The organism is Streptomyces lasalocidi (genome assembly GCF_005280215.1).
In the GTDB taxonomy this organism is placed as follows: Bacteria; Actinomycetota; Actinomycetes; order Streptomycetales; family Streptomycetaceae; genus Streptomyces; species Streptomyces longwoodensis.
Genome location: NZ_SZNQ01000003.1, coordinates 366,190 through 391,824, shown reverse-complemented (window position 1 = coordinate 391,824; position 25,635 = coordinate 366,190). Strand labels below are relative to the sequence as shown.

The following is a 25,635-nucleotide window of genomic DNA, read 5'->3' as shown; positions in this document are numbered from 1 at the left end:
GCCCTGCTCATTCCGGCCCCGTCAGCGGGCGCATGACGGCCTGCACGACCGCCTCCAGAGACGCCGTCTCCTCGGGCGTGCGGTCCTCGTGCCGGCTTCCCGAGGTGGCCAGGTAGACGGCGTTGAGCAGTTGGTCGGTGGTGACCTCGGACCGCTCGCGGCGGGCGAGGAAGGCGGCGACGTGCTCGGCGGCGGCGTCGGCGGCCTCCCGCCCGAGGTGCGCGGTGACGATCGCGTCGAGCTCCTCGTCCCCAGGCTGCTGGAGATCCAGCCGCAGGCAGCGGCGCAGGAAGGCGGCCGGGAACTGCCGCTCCCCGTTGCTGGTCAGGATGACCATCGGGAAGGCCCGGCAGCGTACCCGGCCGCCGACGACGTCCGCCGTGCCGTCGCGGTCCGCGGTCATCACCGTGACCGGACCGGTCCCCTCGGGCAGGCGGGACAGCTCGTCAATCTCGAACTCGCCCTCCTCGAAGACGTTGAGCAGGTCGTTGGGAAGGTCGACGTCGCTCTTGTCGATTTCGTCGACGAGCAGCACCCGCGGCCGTGCGTAGGGCAGCAGCGCGGTCCCCAGCGGGCCCAGCCGCAGGTGCCGTCCGACGTCCGCCGCCTCGGCCGCGTACTCGTCGCGCCCGCCGCGCGCACGGCCCGTCGCAGGCGCAGCATCGGCCGAGGCGCCCACGACGCGCCTGAGGTGCCGTACGTTCTCCTCGCGCAGCCGGCCGATCGCGTCATACCGGTACAGCCCGTCGGCCAGCGTGGAGCGGCTGGTGATCGGCCAGCGCAGCAGGGGGCCGAGCGACAGCTCCTGCGCGATCAGCGCGGCCAGCGACGACTTGCCGGTGCCCGGTCGGCCGGTCACCAGCAGCGGGCGGCGCAGGAACAGCGCCGCGTTGACCATCTGCACCTCCATCGGGTCCGGCACGCGGACTGTCCCCTGCGGCAGGGCGCCGAGCCGGCGGCGCGCGGCCGGGTCGGGCGCTTCGGGTGAGGGCAGGACCGGGCCGCCGTCGAAGCTGCGCCAGTTGGGCGGTGGCGGCAGCCGGTCGACGCCGTCGTGCGGCACGCCGCTGCCGGTGTAGATGGGCCATGCGGTCACGGTGCGGCTCCTGACAGGACGGGCGGCTGCCAGCGTAGTTCGGGCGGCAGCCGGTCGGGGTCGTCCCAGAGCAGCACCAGGCCGTTCCCAGCGTGCTCCGGCGTGGCGTTGGGGTGCCGGGCGGCGGTGCGCTGCCTGCGGACGACATCGGGCAGGTCGCGCAGGGCCCGGCCGTTCAGCACGGCCTCCAGGGCGGTCCTGCGGTCCGGGCGTTCGGGGGCGGCCCGGTGCCACAGCGCGACCGGCATGCCCGCGTCGAGGACCTCCCGCAGCGCCGGGTCCTCGGCCGGGCCGTGCGGGCGTGTGTAGGCCAGGGCGGCGCAGACGTGCGCGTCACCGGGGGTGCAGCGGCCCTCAGGGCCGTGGTCGGCGGCTTCCTGCGGGGTACCGCCGCCCAGTACCCAGTGGATCGCGTCCCGCGCGTAACCGTCGCCGCACGCCGCCAGGCCCTTCCAGCGCGTCCGCAGGGCGTTGCGGGCGGCCCCGTCGTCCAGCCGCTCCAGCGGGCGGACCACCACCGGGCACAACTCGCCGACCGGTCCGGAGCGTTGCTGCACCCGCACCGGCAGTGCCTCCACCTCCTGGTCCAGCAGGGCCAGCGGCAGCAGGAACTCCACCACCGGCGCCACCGCCTGCAGGTCCCCGGCGTAGTCGGCGATCACCTCGCCCAGCTCCAGCGCGACCCGCGGCAGATCCCACGGCTCGCTGTCGGTGTACGCCTCCTGGCGCACCTCCGCGTCATGGACCGACCAGCCGGTGACCTGAAATCCTTCGCCCAGCAGGTCGGGCCGCAGCCGGAAGACGACGTGGGTGCGGCGCAACTGCCCGTCCAGCTCGTGGAGTTCGGCAAGCTCGACGCCCCAGCGCGGCGCCGTCTCGTTGAGCCACTCCCACAGCCGGTCCTGCGTGACCCGGTCGGAGGCCGCGGCCAGCCGCACCAGGAAGTGGAAGAGCGGCCGGGGCGACACCGGCCCGCGCAGCGCCCGCACAGTCGACAGCAGGTCGTCGGACAGCGCGGGCGGCGCGCAGCCGGGGACGTCCCGGGTCGCGTCGCGGAACAGCTCTCGCAGCCCTTGCGGGGCCGGTGCGCCGTCAAGGATCTCCCGCAGCGCCCGGAACTCCGCGTGGCTGAGCAGTTCGCTCGATGTCCGCCCGGACGCGCCGGGCGGGGCGCCGAGGTCGAGGGCGAGGTGCTCGGCGCCGCGCGAACGGAACCACAGGTGGCTGGGCATCTGCCGGGCCTGGCCGGCTGCCCGCAGCTTCTCGAACTCGTCTAGCACGGCGTCCCGCAGGGACTCCGCGTCGGGCGGCCACCGTTGCGGCAGCCGGGTCAGCTCCTCACGGAGCACGGCGGAGAACAGGCCGGTGCCGCGCGCGTCGTCGTTGGTCGCCGCCTCGCCGGGACTCGCCGCCGTCAGCACCCACTGCTCACGCCACAGGTCGGGCCGGCCCTCGGCGAACCGCTCGTCCGGCAGCCGGTCCGCCGCCCGGCGGGCGGGCAGCGCGCACGCGTCCACGAGCACCAACTGCCGCGGGTGGCCGGAGTAGGTGGACGACCGCAATGAGCGCAGCAGCACGGTTAGGTTGAGGTTGCGCTGGTCGTCGGAGGTCGCGTCGGCGTACAGCAGGCGTCGTTCCTCGTCCTCGATGACGCCGTGCCCGCCCCAGTAGACGACCAGCAGGCCGCTGGTCCGCCGGCGCAGCTCGGTGAGCACGGCCCGCACCGTCGCGCTGTCGGCCGGGCGAACCGGCACTTCGCCTGCGGCCGCCGCGACCGCGGGGGCGTTCCTCTCCAGCGGTGCAAGTAGCAGGGTCACCTGGTCCGCAGGAACCCCTCGTTCAGTCAGCCAGCCGGCGAACCGGCAGGCGTCCAGGGCCGGCCCGTCCAGGGACCAGCCGCCGCCCGCCGCGTAGGCCTCGACGCCGACGACGACGGCCAGGGTGTCCGCCGGCTCGGGCGGCGGAGCGGCGGCCTGGCGGCGCCGCAGGCTCACGCCAGGACCTCGTCCGGCGGCAGCACCTCGTCCAGGACCGAGTAGAAGGCCCGGTTGCCGAAGTAGGCGCTGTGGGCGCGCGGGAAGGCCGTGCGGTTGTCGATCACCCGGTCCTCGACCCGTCCGGGGAAGACACCCTCGCCGACGTAGCCGAGCAGGTCACGCCGGTCGTAGACGTTGACCCAGCGCGGGAAGGAGGCGGGCAGGCCACGGCCGAACGGCAGGACGGGCAGGGCGTCCAGCTCGTACAGCAGCGGCGCTTGGGAGCCGACTGTCACCAGCAGCTCCACCGCCGGCAGGTGAAGGTCGGCCAGCAGCTCTGCGCAGGCGATGCCGCCGAGACTGTGCGCCACCAGGACCACCGGGCCGCCGACCGGGTGCACCGCCTCGGCCAGGAAGCCGCGCAGCGCCTCCCCACGGGCGAGGTAGTGCAGGACGTCGCCGGCCGCGGGCGCGGATGCCTCGGTCAGCGCGGACCTGCGGCGTTCCAGTGGGCGGGTGGCGCCCAGCCGCAGTGCGACGTTCAGACCGAATTTCCCCACGGCCGCGCCGACGCCGCGGTCGGACCCGCCCAGCGCCGCGACCAGCGCAGCCACCAGCGCGTCGCGGTGGTCGCCGTCGCACGCCCACGTGCCCTCCAGGCGCTCGTCGGCCATACGCAGCGCCTGCGCGACGACCGCCCGGGCCAGCGCGACACGCAGGTCGCCGTCCGTCCACGAGTCGCCCAGCGTCTCGGGCTCCGCCTCCAGCGCCTCCTCGAGGACCTCCGCGTTCAGCACCGCTTCCAGCGCCGCGGCAAGGACGGCGTCGAGCCCGGCGGCTGACGCGGCATCCGCCACGTCCGGGTCGTCGGCCGACAGGGCGGCAACGTCCAGCAGTTCCTCGCCGCGCGACGCGACCCCCGGCGGCGGGGACACGGGATGCGGCGCCTGGCCGAAGGGGCCGTCCGGGACCGATCGCCCGGGGCCGGCCCAGGGCCCAGCGAAGGCGCCCTCCGCGCCGGCCAGGCGCAGCTCGAAGAGCGGGTCCCGCTCCAGTAATCCCCACAGCGCAGCGTCGGCCTCCGCGGCGTCCACCGCCGCGGACGGCTCGACCGCGACGTCACCCGGTCCGCGGTCGGACTCCCCCGCCGGCACGGACACGCCGCCCGCGTTCAGCCTCGCGCCGTGGGCGTCGCCCCAGTAGCACCGTGCCGCTTCTGCCCGCGGGCGCACCGCGGCGAGCCCCGCGGAGAACAGGGCGAACGTAGCGTCATACGACGCCTTGCGCACCCCGGTGCCGTGCACGAAAAGAACCGTCGTCAAGAGTCCCCCACCCCCGGGCGCGCGGACGCGCCCCCGCGCTGGGCGCCGGCCGTCCCGGACCGCCGCCCTCTCGTCCAAGGTCCGAACCCCACGTCCGAACCTGCCGTTCTCCACGGTAGACGCCGGTGGCTTGGGCGTTCGTGCGTTTGCGAGAAAGCGACCGGCCACGTACCGGGCATGTCCTGGGCTCTGCCCCAGCCGATACTCACCACCGCCGTGGACAGCCCTGCCCTGCCCGCCAGCTGGGCGGCCGAGCCGAAGTGGGACGGTTCTCCAGACATTCAGCTGTGTCTCACGGTCGGGTTGCAGCGATAGTTCATGGCTCCCCAGCGCTGAAGGTTCGAACGGTGCGTGTCTGCCGTCCTTCGTGGCCCTACAGCGGGAATCGCATGCCACACGTCAGCCGTCGAATCGGCTCCACTCGACATCGGCACTCAGCAAAGGCTGCAGAGCGCTTCGGTGCACAGCGCCGGCCCCCACCTCGATCCCGTCGCCTGTACCTTCGTCCGATACGTAAACGACGAGCCCGGGAGCGACGTAAAAGCGGGTCAGAGCCCATGGCCGAAAGGGGCGTAGAGGCACAGGGTGGAGTCTTGCTGTGAGCTGCTCTGCTTGGCGTGTTGTGAGCCTGTCGGCCAGTGCTGTGTAGTCGGCGCCCATGGCGGCTTCGAAGAGCGAGAACTGGATGAGGAATCCACTGAGGGGTTCATTCTCGGCGATCGGGGCTTCGTCGAACTCGCGAAACCAGACGGTTGGATCAGGCTCCGGCTCGGAGCATGTCCACAGCAGGCCCCAGGAGAAGCATCCCTGGTTCTCGACACCGAAGACCAGTAGTTCGCCCAGGTGGTCGGTACGGAGCTCGTGCTCAGGGACGATGTGATTCTGAGATCCGAGTACGGCCGGTCGCTGCCGCGCCAAGCGGTACAGATGCTCCAATCCCTCGGGCAAAGGCCGTGACGGTTCCGGCATGCTCGGTGAGCACGCGGCATGGCCGGTGTCCGGGTACCAGCCCGTGATGAACTGCTCAAGCGCTACCGCCCGGTTGTCGGTCACGTGCCGGAGCCACCGCAGGTCCGGTAGGCCCGGCGCTAAGTGGAGTGGGCGGACCACATCGAGAACTGACCTATGCAGCGGCGTTCGGAGGCGCAGCAGGCAGTCTGTCAGTACATAGTCGGTACAGCCCGGCCGCAGCACCGTCGTCGCGTGCCCGACGTGGCCGGTGCCCAGGTACAGCAACCTTTTTCCGACCCGGACGGCCAGGTGGATGGGCAGCGACGTCTGGTCCGCGCCCACTCGTCCTCGTCGCCCCACGAGGCGATCCATGACCGGTGCCGGGGCCTGGCCCACCAGGCGAACCTCCTCGGCATTCCACACGCAGCTCCGGTCCAGCGCATCGCCCACCTCCGTGATGGCTACAGTCCCCGACGGGCCCATCACGACGGTCGCACCGCCAAACATGGAGCGCTCCACGGTGGCCGCGCTCCCCGCCAGAGCCTCCATCTGCACCTCATCGGCCAGAACTGCGGTAGGTATCGCCGGACCTTGATCTGTCATGGCTGCATTCTCGCTGTGATCCCGTAGACCATCGGGACGGCTGGGCCAATTCACCCCAACAGCGAGCAGGCCAACAAGGAGGCATGGAGCCAAGGGCTGACGGAGCGAAGACGGTGTGTCATGAGACACCGCCCAGTCTGGAGAAGGACGGCTTCCGTGCGCAGCTCGCTGTGCACGCTGGCGGGCGGGTGTTGCTGCGCTCGATACAGGGCAGCGATATGACCGGCTCGTTCTCCGAGACCCGCGCCGCGGCCCTCGCGCAGCTGCCGGAGAGCACCGGCCTGGACGGTGTTATGTGACCTGTACGGGTGTCTCAGGCCCAAGGTGTCTCAGGCGGTGCACCTCCGTAGACGAGACGTGTTCGCTTCCGATAGTTCGCGAAGCCGAGGAAGGCAATCGGGCCATGCGGCCGTCGGTACGGCGCGGATAACCTGCGCGAATGAAGCGGATTCAGCGAGCGGCCGGCGCGGTCGTCGGCTCAGCGGTGGGCGACGCTCTGGGCGCCCCCTTCGAGTTTGGCCCCCAGGGAGCGTTCTCTGCGCGGTTTCCCGCGCCTGGTGCCGGTGGCGAGATGTGCGGAGGTGGTGGCTGGGACCCCGGCGAGGCCACTGACGACACGCAGATGGCCGTCTTGGTCGCGGAGTCGCTGCTGGAGCGGGGCGGGCTGGATCTTCCGGACATCTTCGCCCGCTTCCAGCGGTGGGCGGCATCAGAGCCGAAGGACATCGGCTTGCAGACCGAAGACGTCCTGACCAACGGCATGCCCTGGGACCTCGCCGCCGCGATCCACTTCCAGGTCAACCAACGAGCGGCGGGAAACGGCTCCTTGATGCGGGCATCTACCTCCGCGGTTCACTTCGCACCCGCTGGCCAGGAAGCCACCATGGACGCGGCCCACCGCATCGCTGCTCTCACCCACGGCGACCGCGCGGCCTGGGAAGGCACCGCGATCTTCCACGAGCTCATCCGCCTCACGTTCGTGGACACTGACCCCCTCGCCGCGCTCTCAGACATCCTGGCCCTTGTCCACCCCGACCACCGCGGCCGCTACGCCACCGTCCTCGCCCCCGACTGGCACCCCGATCAGGCAACCGAGTTCAACGGCGCCGTCTGGCCCTGCCTGGGCTCCGCCGTCTGGGCCCTACGCACCACCAACGACTTCGAAGGCGCGATACGCGCGGCGATCGACCTCGGCGGCGACACAGACACCGTCGCCGCAGTGACCGGAGGCCTCGCAGGTGCGTATTACGGGCTGGACGCCATCCCCGCCCGCTGGACCCAACCGCTCCATGTCCCCCTCCCAGGCTTCGACGGACGGGTGCTGCACCTGGCAGATCTACTCCGCCTTGCAGAGCGCCTCATGGAGGGGCCGTCGATGAGACAGGCGTCGCAGCCCGCATAAACGGTGAGCTGGTGATGTGGGAGCACAGCCGGCTCGCTTTCGAGCGGCTCCACTGCCGACGTTCCTTATGGGTAGACCACGAAGTGCGCCAGCCACTGCCCTGCCCCCTGAACCGCGCCGCTCTCGCGCCGGGCGAGGCACTGCTGGGTGCCGGCTCTCACGCTGGAGCAGCGCAGGCCAACAGTTGTCCAGCCGTCTGCTTCAACCCTTCGGTAGATGACCCGGCGCCCATGTGTAGCTCATCCCAACTTGTACGAATGATCGACGATCATCGCTTTGTTCCGTTCATGCCGAAAATGGTCTAGTCATGCGGTCTCGTGCTCGCGGAGACTCTGAGGCGCCAAGCGCGGCGGCACCCCGGCGAACGTCTGCCTGGGCGTTCGCTCCTACGACCCCACCGAAACGAGGGACTGCATGCGCGCACGCAAGAAACTGGCGGTAGTAAGTGCTCTGACCGCGGTGGCGGCCTCAGCCGGGATGCTGTTCGGGGCTTCCCCGGCCTCGGCCGGGCCCAACTGCGCGTCCGGCTACCACTGCGTGTTCTACCTGGGCATCAACGACTCGGCCCGCCACTCGTACTTCGACAGCGACACCGACTTCGGCAACGACACCTTCAACCAGCTGACCAGCCGCGCCGGGGGCGGCCAGGTGGTGCACAACAACGTGGACTCCGCCAGCAACTCGAGCAGCGGCAACTACGAGAGCCACTACTACACAGGTGTCGGCAGCGACTGGGGCGGCTTCCTGTTCTGCGTGAACCCGGGCTCCTCCATCGACTACCTGCCGTCCAGCCTGCAAAACCGGGCGAGCTCCCTGCAGGTACGGGCCAGGACCAGCATCCACTGCTACTGACCCCTCACTGCACCGGGCCGGGGGCAGCAGGCCACGTCATCTGCTGTCCCCGGCCCACGGCACGGAGAGAAGACCGTCAATGCCCTCGACACGCTCCACGCCCTTCCCCGGAACGCGGCGCAGGCCGCTCGGCATCGTCTCCTTAGTCCTCGCTCTCCTCGCCGTAGCTGGCCTCGCCGTCTGGACTTTGCACGACCGCCACGGCTCCTCCGCCCCACAGGACACTCAGCAACTTCGCCCGCAGCCCGCGGCCTTGCGCGCCCGGCTCCCTCTGCGCCCACTGCTTCAGGCGCCCACCGCGACATCCCGGCGAGTCCACGAGGCCGAGCAGCGGCTGATCTCCACCTGCATGGCACAGCGCGGCTTCCGCTACGAACCCGCGCCCGCGCAGACCGAGACGGATTCCGACGAAGGCTGCCCCGCCCAGTTCGGCATCGAGACCCTCGATCCGCCCTCCAACGCCGTCCCGCCCTCCGCGCTGCCCTCGGAACGCCCACGCGGAGAAGCCTTTACCCAGGCCCTCTACGGCGACCCGAAGCAGAGGATCTCCGCCCGTAACAAGGTGATCCGCGTGAGCCGGCCTGCCACGGGGTGCCTCGCCGAGGCACAGACCCGGCTGCTCGGCCCGGGCGGCCGCCAACGCGACCTCACCTTGCGCCTCCAGCTTGACCAGGGCGAGCGCGACGCTCTTCAGGCACTGGCACGGGACCCCGCCTACCGCCGTGTCACCGCGCGCTGGCGCACATGCGTGCAGCAGGCAGGCGTAAAGGCACAGGATCCGCAGAGCCTTGCCGCCGGGCTGAGTCCGGACCAGCCGCTCACCGCCCAGCCTGCAGCCCGCGTCGACGTCAACTGCAAACAGAGCACCGGCTACCTGCGCCAGGCCTACGGCCGCTTGGCCGCCATGCAGGAACGCTGGCTGAACGCCCACAGGGAAACAGAGAACGCTTGGAAGGTGCTGAGGGAGCGGGAGGCCGACGCCGCAGCCCAAGTCCTCGACATCCGCTGACCCCCGGCGCCCGGCCCTTCGGCTGGCAGCTCCGAGTACGCGGATGGCTCCCCGGACCGCTTGGAAGGCCACCGGGCATGTCATGGGCTTCGCCCGAGCCGATGCCAACCGCCTCCGGGCCCGGCCCAGCAGCGCGACCCCGTACTCGGTCCCAAGGGCTGTTACTCACTTTCGGGTGATTGCGGGGCGGTCCCCCGGGTGGCGCGTCCTGGCGACCGCGGGAAGCAACCCATGCCTTGACGGAGCAGCTGTATCTGTCGGACCGTCAACATCGTGCATTTGGGACATAAATGGAGAATGCATCTGTGGGTCACTGAAACATGAGCAGTGAGTAACAGGGCTCATGTTTTGTCCTCGATTTCTGCCTGACGTGGACAAAGTGTGTGTGCGGCCAGCCGGTCGCAACCCGCACACCGCACCACCTCCGGGCGGCCTTCACGGCCGTTGACCGGGGGGTGCCCGCACCCTTCAGGGGGACTTCTTGTCCGCTTCCGCTTCCGTCACCGGTCGTCGTCTCGCTGCTGCCGTGCTCGCAGCCGGCGCTCTCATCTCGGTGGCCGCGCTGCCGGCGTCCGCCGACGACCACTCCCGCGCCCCGCGCCACCTGGTGGAGATCTCGGCCGTCCAGTACAACTCCCCGGGCCCGGACGACCGCTCGAACCGCTCACTGAACGCAGAGTGGGTGGAGGTCACCAACACGGCCCGTCAGGCGGTCAACCTCGACGGCTGGACCCTCGAGGACGAGGACGGCCACACCTACACCTTCGACGACTACCGCCTGGCCGGCCGCGCCACGGTCCGCATCCACACCGGCGTCGGCCGCGACAGCCGCACCGACCTCTACCAGGACCGCCGCAACTACGTGTGGGACAACCGCTCCGACACCGCCACCCTGCGCAACGACCGCGGCCGCTTCATCGACGAGGTCTCCTGGGGCTACGACCGCGACCGCCACCACCACGGCGACCGCGGCGACCGCGGTGGCTGGGGCGACCGCGGCGACCGCGGCGACCGGGGCGACCGGGGCGGCAACCGCCGCTGACACCACGACCGGGTGCAGGCGGCACCCGCACCCGGTGACCTGATGCGGCGCGTCCGGCTCCCTGAGCCTGGCGCGCCGTCGTCACGACGGCGGCCAGTGCCGCTCCCCGCCAGTAGTGCGGCGGCCGCTGGCTCTGGCCGGCGTGCATGCTGTGCAAGGCCAGGGCCGCGCCGGGCTGTCAGGTCGTGGACGTGCAGGTCCTGGCCGTCAGCGGATGGTCGTCGTAGTCCGAGCGTGTTCTTTGACGGGCCGGCAGGTCTGGCCCGGAGGGCCGGGACGGTTTGCTTCGCCGCGTCCATGGCAGGGTGGCGGTCAGCAGCCAGGTGACGCGTTCGGCGAAGCGTGGTTCCGGCACCGGGATTTCGATGCCCGGGTGGCGGGTGTAGTGCCGGCTGACGGTGTCGGCGACGTAGGTGGTCAGAGCGTCGATGCGGTGGCGCCGTCGCAGGCGGGGTGTGCCGGGGCTGGCGTAGAGGCGGCTGAGGGTGTGCAGGACGGTGGGCAGGCTGGCGTCGAAGCTGATCGTCTGCGTGGGGCAGGTGCCGACGACGGTGAGGCTGTCGGTGTCGGTGGCTGCTGTGATGCGGTGGGCCTGGTGCTGGTAGAAGTCGGCGGCGTGCTGTTCGCCGCGGGCCTGGTGGTGGAGGGCCAGGCAGTAGCAGGCGGGGGCGTGGCCGTCGCCGGCGGCGTACTGCCACCAGAAGCGGGCGCCTTCTTCGAGGCCGGCGGTGTGCAGAGCGCATCCCAGGAGCCAGGCGGAGTGCAGGTCGGGCATCTGGTCGGTGAGGAAGGTGAGGGTGGTGGGGGTGACGGTGGCGAGGGCGGTCTCGCACAGGGTGGTCAGGTGGCGGGCGGCGGCCTGGTGACGGGGGTCGCGGTGGGCGGGGTGTGGGGGGTGGGGGTGGTCGGCGGGGTAGGGGGTGTCTTCGTAGGGGGCGCTGTCGTCGGGGACGTCGGGCTGTGGGTGGAGGCGGGCGCGGGCGAGGAGCTGGTCGATGGCAGTCATGGCGGGCGGGATCACTCCGGGGTCGGGGTGGTGAGGAGGGCTTCGAGGGCGGCGCGGGCGTGGTGGTCGACGGCGCGGGCGAGGGCGGGGGCGATGCCGAGGATGCGGGCGATGGCGGGGTGGGGGGTGCCGCACAGGTGCTGCAGGACGGCGATGTCCATCTGGTCGTCGGGCAGGCGGGTGATGGCGTCGAGCAGGTCGATGAGTTCGGTGAAGACGACGAGGTGCCCGGGGGTGTCGGGGTGGTCGTGGACTGCGCGGGTGGAGAACACTGCGGCGCGCAGGTCGGGGCGTCCGTCGCGGTGGCGCGGTGCGCGGGCCATGACGCGTGAGCGCAGCAGGCGCCAGGCGTAGCGGTGCAGGTTTTCGCTGGCGGTGGCGGTGTCCCAGCAGACCCAGAGGATGTCGAAGGTCTGGGAGACGACCCAGCGGGCTCGTTGGTCGGTGAGGAGGAAGGCGCGGGCGTAGTCGGTGTAGATGCCGCGGACGTCGTCGGTGAACGCCTGGTAGGGCAGGGGCGGCTCCTCGCCGTCGTGGGCGACCTGGTCTATGCAGTTCTTGATCCAGTCGTCGGCCTTGTCGGCTTCCCGGGCGGCCGCGGCCCACAGGCGGCGCAGCGGCCGGGTGGGCAGGCCCAGGGCGCGGGTGACGCTGAAGGTGATCTCCCAGGGCGGGTAGTAGTCGTTGCCGCGCAGGAGCTGGCTGATGCGGGTCTTGGAGTAGCCGGAGCGCACGACGAGGTCGTCGAGGGTCAGGCCGCTGGTGAACAGGGCGTGGCGGACGGGCTCGAGCCAGGCGCAGTGCGAGGGGCCGGCGTCCGGGGAGATCGGCGCGGGCGGGCGGCCGCGCTTGGCGGTGGTGTGCAGGGGCGGGGGCTGGTGGGACGGCCCGGGCAGGGGCATCATCGCGCCCCCTCCTGACTGTCCGCCCCCGTCCGGCCGGCGCCGGCCGGGCGGATGGGGCCGTCGGGCGCGGTGAGGGCCTGGACGATCTGCTGGATGAGCAGGCCCAGGGAGGGCAGCAGGACCGCAGCGGCGGCCGCGTGCCCGAGCACGATCATGATCGTGCTCCACGTGAGGACCACCGCCAGCACGGCAGCGGTCACCACCTTCTTACTCGACATTGCACTCGGTTTCTGTGAGCGAAGGCAACAACAGCCCTTCCTGACAGTGGTGCTGAAGCACTATCAGGAAGGACCGCCAGCATGACCGCCCCCCGGCTCACCACGCCACGTGATCATGGAGTTACGGAACAATGAACGGATACGCCACCATGCGCTACCTCCCGCCACCCCTTCACCCGAACGGAACGGCCGAACGTTCAGCACTTTGGGGCTGATACGTCACTTCTGACCGCCAGCACTGGCCTGTCCGCCATCATGGAAGGCGAAGGCGCCACTCGACGCCGCACTCCGTGCGGCCCCCTGTGCTGAAGCAACACCCAAGAGGGGGCCGCACGACCCCTCCCCCGCGCCGCGATCCGCGCGCGTCCAGCACGCCACGTCCCGGCCGGGCACCGCCCTGTCACCGATCGTGCTTGATGCCCTGACCGCATTCAGTGTCTGCACGCGAGTGGCTTCGCGGGCTGCGTGGAAGGCCTGCGGGCATGCTGTGGACGCTGCCCGAGCCGATGCTCACCACCGCCGTGGACAGCCCGGCCCTGCCTGCCGGGTGGGCGGCCGAGCCGAAGTGGGACGGCTTCCGCGCCCAGCTCGCTGTACACGACGGCGGGCGGGTGCTGCTGCGCTCGAGGCAGGGCACCGACATGACCGCCTCGTTCCCCGAGATCCGGGAAGCGGCCCTCGCGCAGCTGCCCGCGGGCACCGGCCTGGACGGTGAGCTGGTGGTGTGGGAGCACGGCCGGCTCGCCTTCGAGCGGCTCCAGCAGCGCCTCGCCCGGCGCGGCAGCGGCGCGGTGGAGGGGGCGGGCCGGTGGCCGACGCACTTCGTGGTCTTCGACCTGGTCCACGCGGACGGGGCCGACCTGACCGGCTGGCCGTACGAGCGGCGGCGAGGGGCACTGGAGACTCTGTTTGCCGAGCGCCGGCTCGTGGCGCCGCTGACGTTGTGCCCGTCGACGACCGACCCGGCCGTGGCGCGGGGGTGGCTGGAGTGGACGGCGGCCGGGCTGGAGGGCCTGTGCTTCAAGCGGCTGAACGAGCCCTACACTGGGGGCGCCCGGACCTGGCGGAAGTACAAGGTGCGCACCACCACCGAGGCGATCATCGGCGCCGTCACCGGCCCCCTGCAGGCGCCCCGGACCGTGCTGCTGGGCCGCTACGACACCGCGGGCCGGCTCCAGTACGCCGGGCGCAGCACCACGCTGTCCGCGCGGTTCGGGCGGGCCCTGGGCGACGTGCTGGCCCGGCCGACGGGCACGCACCCGTGGCAGGGGTGGGCGTTCTCGGCGGACTGGGGAACACCGCGCACGCTGGACGTCGTCCTGGTGGAGCCCGCGGTGGTGCTGGAAGTGGCGGTCGATGTCGCCCGGGATGCTGCCGGACGGTTCCGCCACCCGGCCCGCCCGCACCGCGTCCGCACCGACGTCGATGTAACGCAGGTGCCGCTGTTCGGTTAGACGCTGTCTTCTGACTCTCTGCGCTGTCTGGCTGACCGTCCGGGGAAGTCGCGGGCGGCCATCCAGATGGTGAGGTCGCGGGCGATGTCGTTGATGCTGGCCGCCGTGGTGACCTCGTGTTCGTTGCGGGAGGCGTCGCGGCGGACGATTTCGTAGCCGCCTTCGTCCAGGACAGCCGCGGAGGCGAACCAGCCGGGGTCGTTCTCATCGGACTGAACGACGACAAAGGTGTTGTCGGAGTCGTTGAGGTTGCTGATCATCATGAACAGCGCATCTTCAGAAGGGTCATCGATGTGGTCGCCACTCTCACTGTCGGCGGCGTAGTACTGAGCCCTCATCGTTTCCCACCTCGCCTGTTCATTAATTTGCTGCCAGCATGACATGAGGAACCGACAGTTCAGGCCCGTTACAGCCATTCGCCGATCACGGCCGTCGGGACGCCCGGGACACGCCGGTGAGCGTCAGTCTCCGAACATCCCGGCGAAGGGATCGGGTTCACCTGTCCAGGGATCGAGTCCAGCCTTCCTCAGCCGCCGCTCCTCAGCCCTGTGCACAAAGCATGGCGAAGCAGCCCCCCAGAGTGAGAGATCGCTCAGCGGACACTCTTCGAATTCCGCACGGAATACGCGGCACAGAAACTCCAGCATTCCGCATGAATACTCGGTCCATCGCGCATCGCCCCGCCCCCATACCAATACGGGCCATTTGTTCGGATCACTGTCCGCGGCCAGCCAGCAGAGGATGTCAGCGCTGGAATCCACACCCCAGGTGATGAGGCGCGGAACCTTCGCTGCCTCCGGCCTGGCAGTCCGCCACAAATCCTCGGCGTTCGCTGACTCCTGCTGCATGCCCGAACAAAAGGACTCGCCGCCAGGAGCAACATAGGCTTCAGGCGCCATCAGCTCCAAGTAGTCATCAACGGCGCCTTCCCCGTACGCAGCGGTGAATTCTTTGTAGTCGTCGGGAAAGCGTGTTCCCCAACTGGCCTCGATGACGTCCCAGTTCACGGGGTCACCGGCGCCCGGATGGGCGGGCATGATGCGCATCACGTCGTCAAGCCAGGCCACGGTCCATCACCTTTCGCAGGTCATCACGGCATCGACCCAGTCGGCACGGCAACACCGGTGCGACTATCGGCAACCGATCCATTCCCAACCTCACTTGCCGTGGACGAACTTGCGGTGGCGGTTGCCGGTGCAGGAGGCCCGGGTGAGGGGCAGGACCGGGTTGATGCGGGTCAGGGGCGCGACGCCGAGGCCCGCGGCGATCAACTGGGCGGGCGACGTTCCAGGCGGGGGCATGGTGGACGATGTCTGGGGTGACACCGCATGCGCACGGACACCGACATCGCGCAGGTGCCGCGGTTCGGTGGGCCCCGACAGATCTCGCCGAGCCGTGGCACCTGCACCCGGAAGGACATTGTGCAGGCCTCGCCGACCTGGAATTGCGGGCGTGAGGTACGCCCGCTGACCTCCGTGTGACTTGGCGCTCTACTTGGCCCTTACGGCTAACCCGAACGCTCAGCGGCGGGACCCACGAGCTTGGCCTTCGGAGGTCAGGTGCCACCCAGGCCCCACGCATCAAGTCCGCCGTAGATATGGGCCCTGAGGCAGTGGGGGGCGTCAAAGCCCGAGGCTTCGCCGCGGTAGACGGCGATCAAAGATTCCTTGCCCCGCCACCAGGTGTCAGCAAGTCCCTGGACTTCAGGTACCGGCTCGAATCCGTCGAGGTCCAGCTCCTCAACGGCGCCACCCTTGATCTTCGTGATCGTCTTGGCCCAGTGACCCGCATGGTCGGCCAGAGCCAGGGCTTCCACCCAACCCTCTGTGCTGGCGTGCAGCGGTGTCCAGTGGTCGGCGTCGATCCCGAACTCGCCTCCCGGCCCGATCATGAACGCGTAGGCCATCGAGACCCGACAGCCGCCTGCCGAGAACCGCCATCCGCTCACGGCCGAGCCTTCGGGCACATCGGCTTCCAGAACCCGCGGGCCGCCCTCGTATGCGGGGGCAGGGGGCAGAGCGATGCCGCCCCAGCGCTCTTGGAAGGCCACGGCCCGGTCGATCTCCGCAGGTGGTATCCCGTGCTGTAGCCATACCTCCCGATAGAGCGTGAGGTCGCGGTGTGGAACACGCAGCCCGTGCCCCTCGACGAAGTAGCGGGCTCGTCGGCTCAGGCCGTCAGGCGCCTGAGGGATCAGTGGCAATCGCGTGTCCGCCGTCATCACTTCTGCCTTTCGCAGGGAGAGGTTGATTCGGCCGGGCGCGGCGGTGCGAACGGCTGCGGAGCGCGGGACCAACGGACGGGGTCGCCGCCGGCGCCGCTGGTGAGCCAGGAACCGTCACCCAGGGGCACCAGCTCGTACGGGTTGCTCACCTCGACGGTGAACTCGCCGCTGAGGGTGCCCGTGCGTACGTCGACCAGGTGATAACGGAACCACTCCTGCTCGTCCTGACTCTCACCGCCCAGGGTGACGATGGCCGTGTCCTCGGTCAGGTAGCCGCCGCTCCATTCCACGAAGGAATCCTGCGGGTCGTACCCGAAGGCTTCAACGGGGAGCGTGAAGAGCACGCCCCCGTCGGGGTGATCGTGGAAGGCGACGTCCGCCTGCCCGTGGTCCACGGTCATGAACTGCTGCCCTGACGGCGCCAGGTCGATCAGGCAGCGGTCCGACCACGGATACGTCACGAACTCCGGCTCGCTGTCCGCCCCGACCGTGCCCCGGAGAATCACGGAGCCGTCCTGGCCCTCACCGATGTCGAGGTAGATGCTGCCGTCCCCGGGATGCAGGTGGTGAAAGGCGCCGTGACCGACCGTCTCCAACTCCCGGCGGGCGATAACCACACCGCTGTCGGCGTCGTGCACGACCCACTGGTCCCCGCCCCCGCGGCCCGCCATCGCGTCCGGCCGGTAGACCCACACCGTCCGGCCGTCCAGAGACAGCGCACAGCCAGGCCGGTGGCCATGACGTACGTCGGAGTGCGGTTCGAAGTCCGAGGCCCACACAAGGTCGCCGGCACGCGTGAGGCAGACGACTCCGTTCAGCGTCGTGTACACGACCCGTTCCAGATCCTGCCGGACCACCGACGCTACGACCTCGTCTCCATCCCGCGGCCGGAACACCGCTGCCTGCTCCAGCGTCCCGTAGACGCCAGCGCCCACGACGTAGGCGTGGATCCGCCCGTCGCGGTGACGCGTGATGACCTTCGGTGGCGGCTGAGGAATCATCCGCTGAGGCTAACGCCCAGGCCAGGCTACTCAGGAGCGGGGGCTGTGAGTGCCCAAGCAGGGGAGGCGCGGGTCAGCTAGAGCGCGAAGTGGCCGTGTGTATCGGTCGGTCAACTGCTGTGACTGAGCGCAACATCAGCCAACTAGACCGCTAACCTGCCAACTACGCCGCTAAGTCACACTCCGGCTGCGAGCGTGAGCCAGAATTGTTCGCTGCATGAGTGGCTGTCGGTGTCATGCGGTTCGATGGGGCATCGCACCCTGCCAGGACTCATCGACTCCTCTCGCCGGCCGTGAGCGGCTCACGCAAGCCATCCGCAGGCCTGGCTGGGGCCACCGGTACAGGCGCATCCCCACCCGCCGGTCGCCGTGCGGGTCGATCTCCACCTGGTAGTACAGCGTGCCGTCGGCCCACTCCTGCAAGGCGAGGATCGGGGCGTAGCGCTCGGCGCCGTGCGAGCGCACCCACAGTGCCGGGCGGTCCGTCCGCGGCCACGTCCACACCGTCGGTCTGGGCCCGTCCTCCGGGCGCCACGGGCGGGCGGGTTCTGGCTCGGTGGCGGTGCTCATGGCCGGGTGCTGGTGTGGCGGACCTTCGGGCCCCACTGCCCCAGTGCAGAGCGCATGCACCACTGGCAGAGCGGTCCTCCCCCGCGCCCGTACCTCTGCGTCTTTCGTCGGCAGATGGCACACGGGCCGACCTGGTCGCTGGGACAGGTCAGCGCGGACGGGTCCGGCTCGGAGACCGGCGGTACGGGAGTCGTCATGGGGTGGTTCCTGTTCTTGAGCGGCGGAGGCGCGTCACCTCGTCGCAGGTCACGGCACGCCTAGGGGTCGCACAATCCCGCTTTCGATAATATGTTCGATAACGTAGATGGTGGGAGGTGAGCCGTGATGACGACAGGACCAGGGTGCGGCGAGGTGCCGACGGTGATGCATGTGCGCTGCCCGGATGGGCTGCCGGAGGACCTCTACCGGCAGGTCCTGGAGCTGCTGTCCGACCTCTCTCCGGTGGTGCAGGCGTTGCCGCCGTCGGCGGCGCTGGTGGAGCTGAAAGGCGCCCTGCGCTACCACGGCACCGACACCCGCCGCCTGGGCGAGGTGCTGCGGGTGCGGACCATCTCCCGGCTCGGGGTCGACGTCCGCGTCGGCATCGGCCCGTCCATCACCGTCGCGGCGACCGCCTCCGCCCAGGTCGAAGCTCCCGGCGGGGTCCTGGCGGTGGCGCCCGGCGAGGCGGCCGGCTGGCTGGCACCGCTGCCGGTGGAGGCCCTGCACGGCATCGGCCCCCGCCAGGCCGAGGCCCTGCACGAGTACGGCATCCACACCGTCGGCCTGCTCACCGCAGTCGCTCCGGCGACCGTGCAGCGGCTGCTGGGCGGGCGTGCCGGGCGCCTGGCCGCGGAGCGGGCCCGCGGCATCGACCCGCGACCCGTCGTCCCGCGCGCCCTGCCCGCCTCGGCGAGCGTGCGCCACGCCTTCGACCGGCACACCCTGGACGGCGCCGCGGTGCGCGCCGCCCTGCTGGACCTGGTCTTCCAGCTCGGTCTGCTGCTGCGCGGGCGCGGCCAGGCGGCCCGCGCGCTCACGCTCTGTCTGCGCTTCGCAGGCGGCACCTCCTGGGAGAGGACCCGGCGTCTCGCGGAGCCGTCCGCGCACGAGGACGACCTGCGCCAGCTCGCCTACCAGCTGATGGACGCCGCCGGCCTGCAGCGCGGCCGCCTGACCGGCCTTGTCCTGCGCGGCGAGGACCTGGTCGACGCCGACCAGGTCGCCGAGCAGATCAGCCTCGACGGCGCCCGCGAATCGCGCCTGGTCGCCGAGCAGGCCGCTGACCGGATCCGCGCCAAGTTCGGCGACCGCGCCATCGGCCCGGCCGCCGTCTTCCGCCGCGCCTCCTGAACCCCGCCCATCAACCCGCCTGGAGGTGAGGATGCTGCTCGACCCGCCCGGCATGCTGCCGGTCCACCTGCTGCCGCACTGGCCCTACCTCCAGGCCGTCGACACCGCCCTCGCCGGACGCGGGATCCCGCCCGGGGCGGTACGCATCAGCCGCACCGGCCCCGAGCACGGCGAGCTCATGACCATGCGCCTGTACTGGGACGCCAGCCGCACCGGCGGCCACGGCGGGGCGCGCCTCGTCTGGGAGGAAGAGACGGGCTGGGAGTACGCGCTGGTCGGCCTCGCCCAGGACCAGGTGATCCTCGCCGGACAGGTCGACGCGCTGCACCGCATCTACGCCGCACCCGAGGACGTCGCCGAGGTCGCCGAGCACATGGTGCGCACCTGGCGGCGCCCGGCCGGCGACTTCCACCAGGAGTGGCCGCAGGCGGCCCGGACGCGGACCGCGATCGACGCCTTCCGGCGGCCATCGCCCAGCGAACCCACGAAGCGCTCTTCGAGGTAGTTGGAGCGCGCCAAAGCCGTTGGGCTGGCGCCCAAGCGGCCGGGGGACCGACTGGTATGCAGGGCCTCGTGAGGTAGCCGATGATCCATCCATGAGACCCGAAGTGCAGGCGTTCGTCGCCGCTGGCCCACTTCCCGACTGGGACGCGAGCGAAGAAGAACTTGAGAGGCGCGTTCAGCAACTTGACGCGATCTCCGCGCCGGTCACTGGGGACGAAGCGCGAGCACTCGCCTCCTGCTTCGGCCCCGACGACTGCTACGGCGTCGCTTGGAGGCTTCTCCATCTCATCAGGACGGGCCCGAACCCCGTCCTGATCACCGCCCCCCGGACAGGACGCCAACGAGTGGCACCAGCGTCTTTACAACCGAGCCGTGAACGGAGGACTTGCCTCCTGAGCCCTGGTTCGAGCAGACCTGCGCCCCGGTTCAACTCCTCGTCCTTCTCCGCGGTGCCGTGCACCCCCTCTCCTGAATCAGGTTGCCGGGGTGTCGCCTTCCGCCCGGTCGGCTTCAGCTCGGAGAGCGGCGGCCTTCTCCAGCCACATCTGTTCATCGTCGGTATGCGGACCGGCAGTCAGCGGCGGGACTCGCTGCTCCAGTTCGGCGGCGGGCCCGGAGTTCGCTGGGAGTGGTCACGGTCGGTGTCCTCATTTCTCGGTGGTGAGCCTCAAGCACTTCGTGCAGGTGACCTCGCTGCCCTCGGGCAGCCACTGGTGCGGGGCTTCGGGGTCCAGCCAGCAGTGCATAGGGCAGCCACAAGTAGCCAGACGGAAAGGGACCCACGCGGCAGGCGCGCTGGCGTTCGGTGCAGTTCAGGGCTCACCGTGGCTGGCCATGGTTGGTGTCCTCACTTCTCGATGGCGTGGGTGCGGGTGACCGCGCGGTTCGACGCGCAGGCGCACGTTCCTCGGCAGTGGTCGCAGGTGCCCAACGCGTCGTGCTTGCCTTGGTCGCATGCGGTGCTGCAGGGGTTGCCCTCGGGCCGTTCGGCAACCAGTTTGACCGTTTTTGGGGAGTAGAGGCCGCTGCCGCCACGGAGGTAGTAGCCGTTGTCCGTGGCGAACATGCGAACGGACGAGACGGTCAGCGTCTGCCCCTTCTCCGGGCCTTCCAGGACGAGGACGGAGTCCCCGGCCCTGTGGCACTTCCGCATGGTTGGTGCCCTCACTTAGCGTCGCGGTTGGCTAGTCTGGCCAGCATCGCGGTGTGGTCGCCGATGCTGGAAACGTACGCACCGCCGGGGCCATACGCGGTGGTGCGGGTGGGCAGGTACCGCTGGCCGTGGTTGTCCGGTGGAATGAGCAGGTGGCCCCGGTAGGCGTCGTCGTTGGGGGTGTCGCCCGCGTACAGGCAGAGGCGGTGGAGTCCGGTCGAGTCAACTCCGTGGACGAGCACGTGCCCAGCGGGGGTGACGGAGTCAGTGCCAGTCCAGACGATGGTTAGGTCGGCGAGACGGACGGCGCTCATCGTGTCCTCACTTCTCGCGGTGGTAGCGGTTGACGTGGTTGTTGATGCTCTCGCGGGCGCCGCGGTAGCCGCAGCCGCGCGGGCAGTCCTGCCAGATGCCCTTGCCCACGGCGGCCTTGGTGACGGACTTGTCGTCGTCGGGCCCGTAACCGTGGGCATGGAGCATCTGAGCAACGCTGGCGTCGTGGTGGATGGCGAGGAAAGCGGCTTCGGCGGTCTTGTCGTGGCCGGCGGCGAAGTAGCGGCCGTAGCCGATCTCTCGACCGCATCCGCAGTAGCAGTACCCGGTGGGCCGGGCGGTGTCGTTGCTCATCGGACACTCACTTCTTAGCGCTGTTGGAACGGATCACGGCGAGGCAGTCGGGGCACCACCGCTCACCTTCCTTGTCGAGGCTCAGCGGTACCTCGCGCTTGCCGCTGGGCATCACGATGCCGTCCTCTTCGCTGCATGCGATCTGCTGGAACGTGCGCTCAGGGTCGGAATCGACGGGCTTGTGCCAGATCAACCCCTCCGTGATTCCGCCCCGTCCCAAGATGCGTTCCGAGACAGCCAACATGACGACCTCCTCAGTGCCCGGTGATTGCTGATGCCTCATCAGAGTAGCCAGCCTTGAGGTAACTTGGCAAGGCTTGAAATCCTTGGATGTCTTGGAATGGCTTCAGGGTATGGGTCAATCAGCACCAGGACAGCGAGGACGGAGAATCGTTCCTGACGAAGAATCGAACGCATCGAACACCGGTGGCTCCGTCCTCCGCGCCGAGGCAACGGTGCGCTTCGCTCTGGATAATGTTCCTTCTCGGTTGCCAGCAAGTTCAGTTTCAGCCCGCGTCCGACCCGCTTCGCCATGGCGATCTCGGCAACCCGCACGAGGGCTCGCTGATACGCAGCAGCGTAGCGGGGCTGCTTCTGCCACGTTCGGATGGTGACGGTAGCGGAGTGCAGAGCGCTCAGACCCGGGAGCAGCGGACCGGACGCGGGACGCGATTGGCGCCTTCCGGCAGCCGTCCCCCTGACCCACTGCCGCGACCGCGGGCGCACCGTTCTTCCCGGCGTCCGGGCGGGCTCACGCCCCGGCTCGGGGGTTCAGGATGGGAGCCCGCGCTCCCCCGGGTCCGGGCGGCCGCACCGACCCGGTGCTGCTTGTGGTTGCTGCGGCCCGGCACTCCGCCCGGGCCGCACAACCACAAGCAGCACATGCTCCCCCTCACAACGCGGGTCCGGTTCACTCAGCCCTGCTCCCCATCCCCTTCGGCAGACCACCGCGAAGCTTCGGGCGCCGTGGCCTGTCACCCGCGGCGGTGCACCACCACGCCCTTACCTCACGTCGACAACGTCGTGACCGAGCACGTCCATGATCATCATGTCCGTCATCCTGACAGCGGGGACGGACAGCCATCGACGGTGCGTGGCGGTGCCCGGGACCGAGCATGCTCCCGATGATGGCTGGGTGCCGAGCACGCCGTCTGCCTATGTGCGGCCTGACACCACCCTTGCCTGCATCAGGTTGCCGAGGTGTGGGCGATGCCGTGGTCGCGGGAGAAGCGGTTGGCCTCCGCTGCCGAGCCAGCCATCTTGTGCAGCCACAGCCCGTAGGCGATCGAGGCCATCTGCTCCGCGGTGAGGTAGACCCGCCACCGGCCACTCACCCGGTCCTGCACGGCCGCCCGCACCCGCTCGTCCAGGCCCGGCGCGGGTGGCACCTGCAGCTGGTCCGCCAGGCCGGTGACCACCCGCACCACATCCATCTGCGAGGGCATGAGCTCGACCAGGCGGTACTCCGGTCCTGCCGCGGCAGGGCCTGCAGCGTGCTGAGACCGGGCGTACAGCAGCAGGTCACGGCCCTGACCGGTGAGACGGGCCGCCCAGCGCACAGGGCGCCCCGCCCGGGCGGAGAGTTCCGCTCGTTCATCGCGCTCGGCCAGTTCCACCAACCCGGAGGCGGCCGCCTTCAGCACGCCCTCGCGCGGCACCCCGTCCACGTCCAGGACCCAACCGTGCTCCGCGGTCTCCTGCCACTCCTCCACTACGCCCAGCAACTCGAGCGCCGCCGCCTGTTTCACCGCACCCATCCTGCTCCTCCCCCGCCGCCGCCGGCCTGCCTGAATGCTCAGTTCCGACGGGACGCGCGCGGCGATCTCCTTCGCCAGCCGGTCCGCCTCCGCCGACACCGGCCCACCCTCCTGCGCCACCGTCACCAGCACCCGCAGCAGATCATGGGCTTCCTCAAGAGTCAGCAACGCGAGCCGGCTCGCTGTCGCCTCAACGGGCGCGAAGTCACTGTCCTGGAGCTCGAAAGGGTCGTAGTCGTCCACACCTGTCCAACTCCCCCAACACTCACCTGGTCACCGCCGGGCTGGCACACACTGCGGCCCCGGAGGCAGGATGCCGGTCCGGGGCCGCAGTGGAAGAGGGGTGTGGTCGTGAAGGGCGGTCGCCTACGCGGCGAAAGGCACTGCCGGGCTTCAGCCGAACGATCGTCCCGACAGGCAATAGGTGAGGCCCGGGGACACTGTCCCTTTGACCACCACGCCCTGCACAACGCCACGCATCGCGCAGCCATTCCCGCACGCGGGCGGGCTCCCGCCCTGGCTCGGGGGGTCACAGGACGGGAGCCCACCACCAGCTTCCCCCGGATCCGGTCCGATCGGACGCGTTACGCGCTGCGCGGCCGCCGCGCCGCCGTCTTCTTCGCGGCGGTCTTCTTCGCCGAGGCGGACTTCTTCGCGGTCTTCTTCTTCGGCGCGGGCATGTCGTGCACGTCCGCCTCGCCGTCGTCCTCGCCGCGGGAGGCCTTCGCCTTGGCCACCGACTCCTGCAGCGCGGACATCAGGTCCAGCACCTTCGCCGGCTCCTGCGGCTCCGGGGCCTCCGGCAGCGGCCGGTGCTCCCGCTTCGCCTCGATGATCCGGGCGAGGGCCTCGGTGTAGGTGTCCTTGAACTCCTCGCCCTCCAGGTCCTCGCGGCTCATCGTCTCCATCAGCGCGAGCGCACCCTCGATCTCCTCGTCGCTCACCTCTACCGGCGGCGGCAGCAGCTCGGAGGGGTCGCGGATCTCGTCGTCCCAGTGCATCGCATGAAGCACCAGCGCATCTCCGTGCACCCGCAGCAGGCCCAGGCGCTCCCGCCCGCTCCACGCGTACTTCGCCACCGCCACCTTCGAGGAGCGGCGCAGCGCCTCAACGAGCAGCTTGTACGGCTTGGCCGCGACCGTTCCGCCGGCCTGGAGGTAGTAGCCGTCGCCGATGCGGATCGGATCGATGTCCTCCATCGGGACGAACGCATCGATCTCGATGGCCTTCGCTGTGGGGAGCGGAAGATCCCGCAGCTCCTCGTCGGAGATGGGAATGACCTGGTCCTTCGTCCACTGAAAACCCTTGCCGATCTCCGCCGTGGACACCTCGCGGTCCTCGACCTCGCAGAACTTGCGCACCCGCACCCGGCCCATGTCCTCCAGGTGGTACTGGTGGAACTGGATGCTGTGGCTCTCGGTCGCGCTGACCACGTTCACGGGGACCGTGACCAGGCCGAAGGAGATGGCGCCGGACCAGATGCTTCGGGGCATGGCACTCCTCCGCAGAAGCCCCGAGCACCACCAGCGTACGAAGACCGGCGCCATTCGGCACTCCGTCGCTTTCGCGCCTCATCCTGTCCTAGGACGGGTCAGCAGCGTGGCCGCGGTGTGGCTAGCCACCGAGTCCTGGGCGCCAGCAGCGCTGAGGGGCCGGTCACCGCCTGGAGCACCTCGCCCGGCATCTGCCCGCGATATGCCGTGAACGCGGCCGGCAACCTTCGGCGGTGCGGCTGCGCTGGGGGCCTACCGGGCGAGCGTGACGGCGACGGGCACGTTAGAGCAGCGGCTGAGGATGTCTGTCAGGGCAGCCGATTCCGCTTCGTCGGCTGTCAGGCGCCAGCGGAGTTTGTCGGCGATCCAGTCGGTGGCGTACTGGCAGCGGTAGCCCTCGGCCGGAGGCATCCACGTGGTGGGGTCCTGGTCCGCCTTCGACCGGTTCGAGGCGGCCGACACCGCGATCAGTGCGCGATCGTCGCCCAGGTCGTTGGCGTACGCCTCGCGTTCGGCGGCCGACCAGTTCGAGGCGCCAGAGTCCCAGGCCTCTGCCAGCGGGACCAGGTGGTCGATGTCCAGGCCGCTCGGACCTTGGATGTAGCGGTCGTCGTAGGGCGAGTACCACTGGCCTCCTGACAGGGTGCAGCGCGGTCCTTGGTCGGGGGCGATGACGGCCTCTGCCTTGAGGACTTCGGCGCGGGTGGTGCAGCCGTCCCGGTCCGCGTCGACCCAGTGCTTGAACGCCGAGCGCTCGTATCCGGTGCGATCCTCGCTGGCCACCGGAATTTGGGTCAGTGCCTCGCGCACGGGCAGGGTCACGGTCTGGCCAGGGTCGCGGAGCAGGGCGGAGGCTGGGGCGGCGTGGGCGGTGGCGGGGAGCAGTGCGGCCGCGAAGGCGGCGGCAGCCGAGAAGGTACGGGCGAAGCGCACGAGTGTGTCCTTACGGAGATCACCGACTGGTCGGGATCTTCGTAGCGGTTGCGCACAGCAACCCGCCCGAGGACGGCGGTGGCTCTACCCGATCGAGGGGTAAGTGCGATGGTCAGCGCGCCGACGCGGCCCGCCCATCAAGGCCTGCATGGGCAAGGGGGCGGCCGCACTCCGCATGCACCAGTACGTGGCCTCCTACCGACGG

The 25,635-nt window shown here is 70.2% G+C and carries 28 protein-coding genes; 8 read left to right on the top strand and 20 right to left on the bottom strand.

Translation table 11 applies throughout. The annotated features are described in order from the left end of the window. Positions 1-7 precede the first annotated feature (7 nt). The 4 genes from E4U91_RS37320 to E4U91_RS37305 all read right to left on the bottom strand — a co-directional run bounded on the left by E4U91_RS37320 (position 8) and on the right by E4U91_RS37305 (position 5,948). The gene (locus tag E4U91_RS37320; RefSeq protein WP_137311434.1) at positions 8-1,096 is read right to left on the bottom strand and encodes an AAA family ATPase; all 1,089 of its coding nucleotides are present in this window, start codon (positions 1,094-1,096) and stop codon (positions 8-10) included. Beyond that, positions 1,093-3,090 carry a VMAP-C domain-containing protein gene (locus E4U91_RS37315; RefSeq protein WP_137311433.1) on the bottom strand — a complete coding sequence of 666 codons (1,998 nt, stop codon included), beginning with the start codon at positions 3,088-3,090 and terminating at the stop codon, positions 1,093-1,095. Before E4U91_RS37315 ends, E4U91_RS37320 begins: the two co-directional genes overlap by 4 nt. Then, positions 3,087-4,394: an RBBP9/YdeN family alpha/beta hydrolase gene (locus E4U91_RS37310; protein WP_137311432.1), complete on the bottom strand. Its 1,308-nt coding sequence runs from the start codon at positions 4,392-4,394 to the stop codon at positions 3,087-3,089. The genes E4U91_RS37315 and E4U91_RS37310 overlap by 4 nt, the downstream gene beginning before the upstream one ends. A 399-nt stretch (positions 4,395-4,793) precedes the next feature. Next, positions 4,794-5,948, bottom strand: coding sequence for a hypothetical protein (locus E4U91_RS37305; protein ID WP_137311431.1), 1,155 nt, complete (start codon positions 5,946-5,948; stop codon positions 4,794-4,796). A gap of 83 nt (positions 5,949-6,031) precedes the next feature. On the opposite strand from E4U91_RS37305, the gene E4U91_RS37300 reads away from it, so the two are divergent. The 5 genes from E4U91_RS37300 to E4U91_RS37280 all read left to right on the top strand — a co-directional run bounded on the left by E4U91_RS37300 (position 6,032) and on the right by E4U91_RS37280 (position 10,253). Beyond that, a complete protein-coding gene (locus tag E4U91_RS37300) occupies positions 6,032-6,247 on the top strand; it encodes a DNA ligase-like domain-containing protein (protein ID WP_241678976.1) in 216 nt (71 codons plus the stop codon). Positions 6,248-6,387: 140 nt separating this feature from the next. Next, positions 6,388-7,350 (top strand): ADP-ribosylglycohydrolase family protein, encoded by a 963-nt coding sequence (locus tag E4U91_RS37295; protein WP_137311430.1) that lies wholly within the window; start codon positions 6,388-6,390, stop codon positions 7,348-7,350. A gap of 414 nt (positions 7,351-7,764) precedes the next feature. After that, the gene (locus E4U91_RS37290; RefSeq protein WP_137311429.1) at positions 7,765-8,202 is read left to right on the top strand and encodes a hypothetical protein; all 438 of its coding nucleotides are present in this window, start codon (positions 7,765-7,767) and stop codon (positions 8,200-8,202) included. Between the two features lie 349 nt (positions 8,203-8,551). Continuing rightward, on the top strand, positions 8,552-9,211 hold the full coding sequence (locus E4U91_RS37285; protein ID WP_137311428.1) for a hypothetical protein: 660 nt from the start codon (positions 8,552-8,554) through the stop codon (positions 9,209-9,211). A gap of 526 nt (positions 9,212-9,737) precedes the next feature. Next, positions 9,738-10,253: a lamin tail domain-containing protein gene (locus E4U91_RS37280; protein WP_422070956.1), complete on the top strand. Its 516-nt coding sequence runs from the start codon at positions 9,738-9,740 to the stop codon at positions 10,251-10,253. Positions 10,254-10,431: 178 nt separating this feature from the next. Here the strand turns inward: E4U91_RS37280 and E4U91_RS37275 are convergent, their stop codons facing one another. Genes E4U91_RS37275 through E4U91_RS37265 form a run of 3 tightly spaced genes read right to left on the bottom strand, consistent with a single transcriptional unit; the run spans position 10,432 to position 12,382 of the window. Further along, positions 10,432-11,259 carry a hypothetical protein gene (locus tag E4U91_RS37275; protein WP_137311426.1) on the bottom strand — a complete coding sequence of 276 codons (828 nt, stop codon included), beginning with the start codon at positions 11,257-11,259 and terminating at the stop codon, positions 10,432-10,434. A gap of 11 nt (positions 11,260-11,270) precedes the next feature. Continuing rightward, entirely contained in the window at positions 11,271-12,164 is an 894-nt protein-coding gene (locus E4U91_RS38365; protein WP_241678975.1) for an XRE family transcriptional regulator, read from the bottom strand. Further along, complete coding sequence (locus E4U91_RS37265) at positions 12,161-12,382, bottom strand: hypothetical protein (RefSeq protein ID WP_137311425.1); 222 nt, start codon at positions 12,380-12,382, stop codon at positions 12,161-12,163. The genes E4U91_RS38365 and E4U91_RS37265 overlap by 4 nt, the downstream gene beginning before the upstream one ends. 482 nt (positions 12,383-12,864) lie before the next feature. On the opposite strand from E4U91_RS37265, the gene E4U91_RS37260 reads away from it, so the two are divergent. Next, positions 12,865-13,836: an ATP-dependent DNA ligase gene (locus E4U91_RS37260; RefSeq protein WP_137311424.1), complete on the top strand. Its 972-nt coding sequence runs from the start codon at positions 12,865-12,867 to the stop codon at positions 13,834-13,836. Here the strand turns inward: E4U91_RS37260 and E4U91_RS37255 are convergent. From E4U91_RS37255 to E4U91_RS37235, 6 genes are all read right to left on the bottom strand, one after another. Beyond that, positions 13,833-14,174, bottom strand: coding sequence for a hypothetical protein (locus E4U91_RS37255; protein ID WP_137311423.1), 342 nt, complete (start codon positions 14,172-14,174; stop codon positions 13,833-13,835). The two genes, E4U91_RS37260 and E4U91_RS37255, sit on opposite strands and share 4 nt — an antisense overlap. 123 nt (positions 14,175-14,297) lie before the next feature. Next, positions 14,298-14,903 carry an SMI1/KNR4 family protein gene (locus E4U91_RS37250; protein ID WP_137311422.1) on the bottom strand — a complete coding sequence of 202 codons (606 nt, stop codon included), beginning with the start codon at positions 14,901-14,903 and terminating at the stop codon, positions 14,298-14,300. Between the two features lie 90 nt (positions 14,904-14,993). Next, positions 14,994-15,137, bottom strand: coding sequence for a hypothetical protein (locus E4U91_RS38360; RefSeq protein WP_168218321.1), 144 nt, complete (start codon positions 15,135-15,137; stop codon positions 14,994-14,996). Positions 15,138-15,391: 254 nt separating this feature from the next. Continuing rightward, positions 15,392-16,057, bottom strand: a complete 666-nt coding sequence (locus E4U91_RS37245; RefSeq protein ID WP_137311421.1) for a hypothetical protein — start codon at positions 16,055-16,057, stop codon at positions 15,392-15,394. Then, positions 16,057-17,061: a hypothetical protein gene (locus E4U91_RS37240; protein ID WP_137311420.1), complete on the bottom strand. Its 1,005-nt coding sequence runs from the start codon at positions 17,059-17,061 to the stop codon at positions 16,057-16,059. The genes E4U91_RS37245 and E4U91_RS37240 overlap by 1 nt, the downstream gene beginning before the upstream one ends. Before the next feature lie 234 nt (positions 17,062-17,295). Continuing rightward, positions 17,296-17,631 (bottom strand): hypothetical protein, encoded by a 336-nt coding sequence (locus tag E4U91_RS37235; protein WP_137311419.1) that lies wholly within the window; start codon positions 17,629-17,631, stop codon positions 17,296-17,298. A 324-nt stretch (positions 17,632-17,955) separates the two neighbouring features. Between E4U91_RS37235 and E4U91_RS37225 the strand changes: the two genes are divergently transcribed. After that, positions 17,956-18,963 (top strand): DNA polymerase Y family protein, encoded by a 1,008-nt coding sequence (locus tag E4U91_RS37225; RefSeq protein ID WP_137311417.1) that lies wholly within the window; start codon positions 17,956-17,958, stop codon positions 18,961-18,963. Between the two features lie 31 nt (positions 18,964-18,994). Next, positions 18,995-19,468, top strand: coding sequence for a DUF6292 family protein (locus tag E4U91_RS37220; RefSeq protein WP_137311416.1), 474 nt, complete (start codon positions 18,995-18,997; stop codon positions 19,466-19,468). 846 nt (positions 19,469-20,314) lie between these two features. Here the strand turns inward: E4U91_RS37220 and E4U91_RS37210 are convergent. From E4U91_RS37210 to E4U91_RS37180, 7 genes are all read right to left on the bottom strand, one after another. Further along, on the bottom strand, positions 20,315-20,620 hold the full coding sequence (locus E4U91_RS37210) for a hypothetical protein (protein WP_137311415.1): 306 nt from the start codon (positions 20,618-20,620) through the stop codon (positions 20,315-20,317). Positions 20,621-20,631: 11 nt separating this feature from the next. Then, entirely contained in the window at positions 20,632-20,934 is a 303-nt protein-coding gene (locus E4U91_RS37205) for a hypothetical protein (RefSeq protein ID WP_137311414.1), read from the bottom strand. A 7-nt stretch (positions 20,935-20,941) separates the two neighbouring features. After that, positions 20,942-21,247, bottom strand: coding sequence for a hypothetical protein (locus E4U91_RS37200; protein ID WP_137311413.1), 306 nt, complete (start codon positions 21,245-21,247; stop codon positions 20,942-20,944). Positions 21,248-21,254: 7 nt separating this feature from the next. Then, a complete protein-coding gene (locus tag E4U91_RS37195) occupies positions 21,255-21,491 on the bottom strand; it encodes a hypothetical protein (RefSeq protein WP_137311412.1) in 237 nt (78 codons plus the stop codon). 943 nt (positions 21,492-22,434) lie between these two features. Continuing rightward, entirely contained in the window at positions 22,435-23,247 is an 813-nt protein-coding gene (locus E4U91_RS38505; protein ID WP_174867969.1) for a DUF6417 family protein, read from the bottom strand. Positions 23,248-23,588: 341 nt separating this feature from the next. Next, a complete protein-coding gene (gene ku / locus E4U91_RS37185) occupies positions 23,589-24,497 on the bottom strand; it encodes a non-homologous end joining protein Ku (protein ID WP_137311411.1) in 909 nt (302 codons plus the stop codon). A gap of 252 nt (positions 24,498-24,749) precedes the next feature. After that, the gene (locus tag E4U91_RS37180) at positions 24,750-25,430 is read right to left on the bottom strand and encodes an HNH endonuclease family protein (protein WP_137311410.1); all 681 of its coding nucleotides are present in this window, start codon (positions 25,428-25,430) and stop codon (positions 24,750-24,752) included. Positions 25,431-25,635: the final 205 nt, after the last annotated feature.